This window comes from Pseudomonas sp. RW10S2 (genome assembly GCF_014268985.1).
In the GTDB taxonomy this organism is placed as follows: domain Bacteria; phylum Pseudomonadota; class Gammaproteobacteria; order Pseudomonadales; family Pseudomonadaceae; genus Aquipseudomonas; species Aquipseudomonas wayambapalatensis.
This window is the reverse complement of the sequence record NZ_JABWRO010000216.1, coordinates 1-3,386: the sequence shown is the minus strand read 5'-3', so window position 1 is coordinate 3,386 and position 3,386 is coordinate 1. Positions and strand designations below refer to the sequence as shown.

4 protein-coding genes are annotated in these 3,386 nt (G+C 63.7%); all 4 read right to left on the bottom strand.

What is annotated here, in order from left to right; genetic code table 11:
* Positions 1–38: 38 nt before the first annotated feature.
* The 4 genes from pdxJ to rnc all read right to left on the bottom strand — a co-directional run bounded on the left by pdxJ (position 39) and on the right by rnc (position 3,239).
* On the bottom strand, positions 39–782 hold the full coding sequence (gene pdxJ, locus HU729_RS25225) for a pyridoxine 5'-phosphate synthase (RefSeq protein WP_186668592.1): 744 nt from the start codon (positions 780–782) through the stop codon (positions 39–41).
* A gap of 43 nt (positions 783–825) precedes the next feature.
* On the bottom strand, positions 826–1,509 hold the full coding sequence (gene recO, locus HU729_RS25220) for a DNA repair protein RecO (RefSeq protein WP_186668594.1): 684 nt from the start codon (positions 1,507–1,509) through the stop codon (positions 826–828).
* A 145-nt stretch (positions 1,510–1,654) separates the two neighbouring features.
* The gene (gene era, locus HU729_RS25215; RefSeq protein ID WP_186668596.1) at positions 1,655–2,557 is read right to left on the bottom strand and encodes a GTPase Era; all 903 of its coding nucleotides are present in this window, start codon (positions 2,555–2,557) and stop codon (positions 1,655–1,657) included.
* On the bottom strand, positions 2,550–3,239 hold the full coding sequence (rnc, locus tag HU729_RS25210) for a ribonuclease III (protein ID WP_186668598.1): 690 nt from the start codon (positions 3,237–3,239) through the stop codon (positions 2,550–2,552). The genes era and rnc overlap by 8 nt, the downstream gene beginning before the upstream one ends.
* Positions 3,240–3,386: the final 147 nt, after the last annotated feature.

Genomic DNA, 3,386 nt, shown 5'->3' with positions numbered 1-3,386 from the left:
GTGGGAGCGGGCTTGCCCCGCGATTGGGCCGGCACTGATCAGCGGGAACTGGCCGCCACGATCAGGGCCTTCATCTCTGCCACCGCCGCCTTGAAGCCGACGAACAATGCATGGGCCACCAGCGCATGGCCAATGTTCAGCTCATTGATACCCTTGATCGCTGCCACGGCCTCGACGTTATGGTAGTGCAGGCCATGCCCGGCATTGACGATCAGCCCCTGCCCCACGCCGAAGGCCACACCGTCGACGATACGCTTCAGCTCTTCGGCCACCTCGGTCGGGGTCTGTGCATCAGCATAGCGACCGGTATGCAACTCGATGGCCGGTGCGCCCACGCGACGCGACGCTTCGATCTGCCGCTCGTCGGCATCGATGAACAGCGACACCTCGGCCCCGGTACGCGCCAGGCGTTCCACCGCAGCCTTGATCCGCGCCTCCTGGCCGGCCACGTCCAGGCCACCTTCGGTGGTCAGCTCCTGACGGGTCTCGGGCACCAGGCAGATGTGCGCAGGGCGGATCCTCTCGGCAAAGAGCATCATTTCCTCGGTCACGCCCATCTCGAAGTTCATGCGCGTCTGCAACACGTCCTTGAGCAGCAGCACGTCACGCTCCTGGATGTGCCGACGGTCTTCGCGCAAATGCACGGTGATGCCGTCGGCACCCGCTTCCTCGGCGTCCAGCGCGGCCTTGACCGGGTCCGGATAGCGGGTGCCCCGGGCCTGGCGCAGAGTGGCCACGTGATCGATGTTGACGCCGAGAAGCATGCGGTTGCTGTGAGTCACGAAAGGCTCTCCTGAAGATTGAGCCACACAGCATACGACGTGCTCAGCGCTTGCGAAACAGTTCCCGGCTGACCAGCGGCTTGGGCCCCAGGTGAACGGCAAGCGCCTGGCGCATCAGGCGCTTGGCCGCAAGCAGCGCGCCAGGTGCGTCCCAGTCAGCATCGGCCAGGGCCAACAGCTCTGTGCCAATGAACAGACCAGGCTGAAGCAGTTCGACCCGCTCCAGCCCGGCGTCCACCTGGAGTCGGTAGCGCCCTTCGGCGACGACCGCGTCATCGTTCACGTCGTGAGTCAGCGAGAAGGCATAACCCAACTCGTCCAGCAGACGCCATTCGAAGGCGCGCAGCAGCGGCTCCAACGGGCGACCGGCAGCCAGCGCCTCAAGGGTGAGGGTGTAGTGCTCGAACAGTGCAGGGAACGGCGCCTCGGCAGGAAGCAGGCGCATCAGCAACTCGTTGAGATACAGCCCGCTGAACAACGCATCGCCATGCAGCCAGCCGGCAAGGCCGACCGTATCCAACCGACCGACGTTCTTCAACTCGCCTCGCCCGCGCAACTCGACTTCCAGCGGCACGAAGGGGCGCACCGGGCTGCCGCCCTTGCCGCGCGCGCGCCGCAGCACCGCCCGCACACGGCCTTGGGCGGTGAAGAAGTCCACCAACGCGCTGGTTTCCTTGTAGGCGCGGCTGTGCAGGACGTAGGCGGGTTGCGGGGTGGGTTGGTCCATGAGCGGTCACTCGGTCTCAGGCAAAGCGCACACCTGTAGGAGCGGGCTTGCCCGCGAAGAGGCCAGCCCAGGCACCGTGGATGCATGGCACGGGCGTTGCCCGTGTTCGCGGGCAAGCCCGCTCCTACAAGGTGCGCGGCGAGGCTTAGAGGTCGCCGTAACCCAGCGAACGCAGGGCGCGTTCGTCATCGGACCAGCCGCCCTTGACCTTGACCCAGAGGTTGAGCATGACCTTGGAGTCGAACAACACCTCCATGTCCTTGCGGGCCTCGGAACCAATGCGTTTGATACGCTCGCCCTTGTCGCCGATGATGATCTTCTTCTGGCCATCACGCTCGACCAGGATCAAGGCGTGGATGTGCAGCACATGCCCCTGCTGCTTGAATTCCTCGATCTCGACCGTGATCTGGTACGGCAGCTCGGCACCGAGCTGGCGCATGATCTTCTCGCGTACCAGTTCGGCCGCCAGGAAACGGCTGCTGCGGTCGGTGATCTGGTCTTCCGGGAAGAAGTGCTCGTTTTCCGGCAGGTGCTTGGCGATCTGAGCTTCCAGCGCGTCCAGGTTGTGCCCCTGCTGGGCCGAGATCGGCATCACTTCGGCGTTCGGAAGTTGCTCCTGCAGCCACTGCAGATGCGGGATCAGCTCGGCTTTCTCTTCCATGCGGTCGGTCTTGTTGACCGCGATGATGAGCGGGCCAGTTACGTACTGCACACGTTCGAGCACCAGTTGGTCCTCATCGGTCCAACGGGTGCGGTCGACCACGAAGATCACCACGTCGACATCCTTGAGGGCTGCCGAGGCGTTGCGGTTCATGTAGCGGTTCAAGGCCTTGTCGTTGGCCTTGTGCATGCCGGGGGTGTCGACGTAGATCGCCTGCACGTCACCTTCGGTCTTGATGCCGAGCATGTTGTGACGGGTGGTCTGCGGCTTGCGCGAGGTGATCGCCAGCTTCTGCCCGAGGATGTGGTTGAGCAGCGTGGACTTGCCCACGTTGGGGCGGCCGACGATGGCCACGTAACCGCAGCGGGTCGGATTGTTCTCAGTCATTGCCATTCTCCACGCCCAAGGCGATCAGTGCGGCGGCAGCGGCGACCTGCTCGGCGATACGCCGGCTCACGCCCTGACCGCGGCTCTTGTTGTTCAGCAGCACCACTTCGCATTCGACGAAGAAGGTGCGGCAATGAGGTTCGCCCTGGATATCCACCACTTCATAACGCGGCAGCTCGCAGGCACGCGACTGCAGGTATTCCTGCAGGCGCGTCTTGGGGTCCTTGTTGGTGTCGACCAGGGTCAGCCCATCGAACTCACCGGCCAACCAGGCCAGGATGCGCTCGCGGGCAGTCTGCATGTCGGCGTCCAGGTAGATCGCGCCGATCAGCGCTTCGAGGGCGTCGGCAAGAATGGACTCGCGGCGAAAACCACCGCTCTTGAGTTCACCCGAGCCAAGGCGCAAGTAGTCGCCCAGGTCGAAGCCACGGGCCAGGCGGGCCAGGGTTTCTCCTTTGACCAGGCGAGCGCGCAGGCGCGACAACTGGCCTTCGCGAGCCTGCGGGAAACGCTCGAACAGCGCCTCGCCAGCCACGAAATTGAGAATCGCATCGCCGAGAAACTCCAGGCGCTCGTTGTTGCGCCCGGCGTAGCTGCGGTGCGTAAGTGCCAGGAGCATCTGATCCCGGTCTTTGAAGGTATAGCCGAGCTTGCGCTCCAGGCGTTCGAGGGAAGCGCTCATGCAGCCACCCCTTCGTTGTTAAACGCGTTCAAATCAACATCCTGAAAGACTGTTTGGCTGTGTCACGCCGTCATGCAGCGGCGAATTTATCCATCCCTGAGAACACAGCCTATGTCAGAAATGCATTCGGCGCTGTCTGTGGACAGC

Bases quoted from the DNA above. Each gene is read 5' to 3' on its own strand.
- era (WP_186668596.1), bottom strand. From the start codon at position 2,557: ATGACTGAGAACAATCCGACCCGCTGCGGTTACGTGGCCATCGTCGGC.
- recO (WP_186668594.1), bottom strand. From the start codon at position 1,509: ATGGACCAACCCACCCCGCAACCCGCCTACGTCCTGCACAGCCGCGCC.
- rnc (WP_186668598.1), bottom strand. From the start codon at position 3,239: ATGAGCGCTTCCCTCGAACGCCTGGAGCGCAAGCTCGGCTATACCTTC.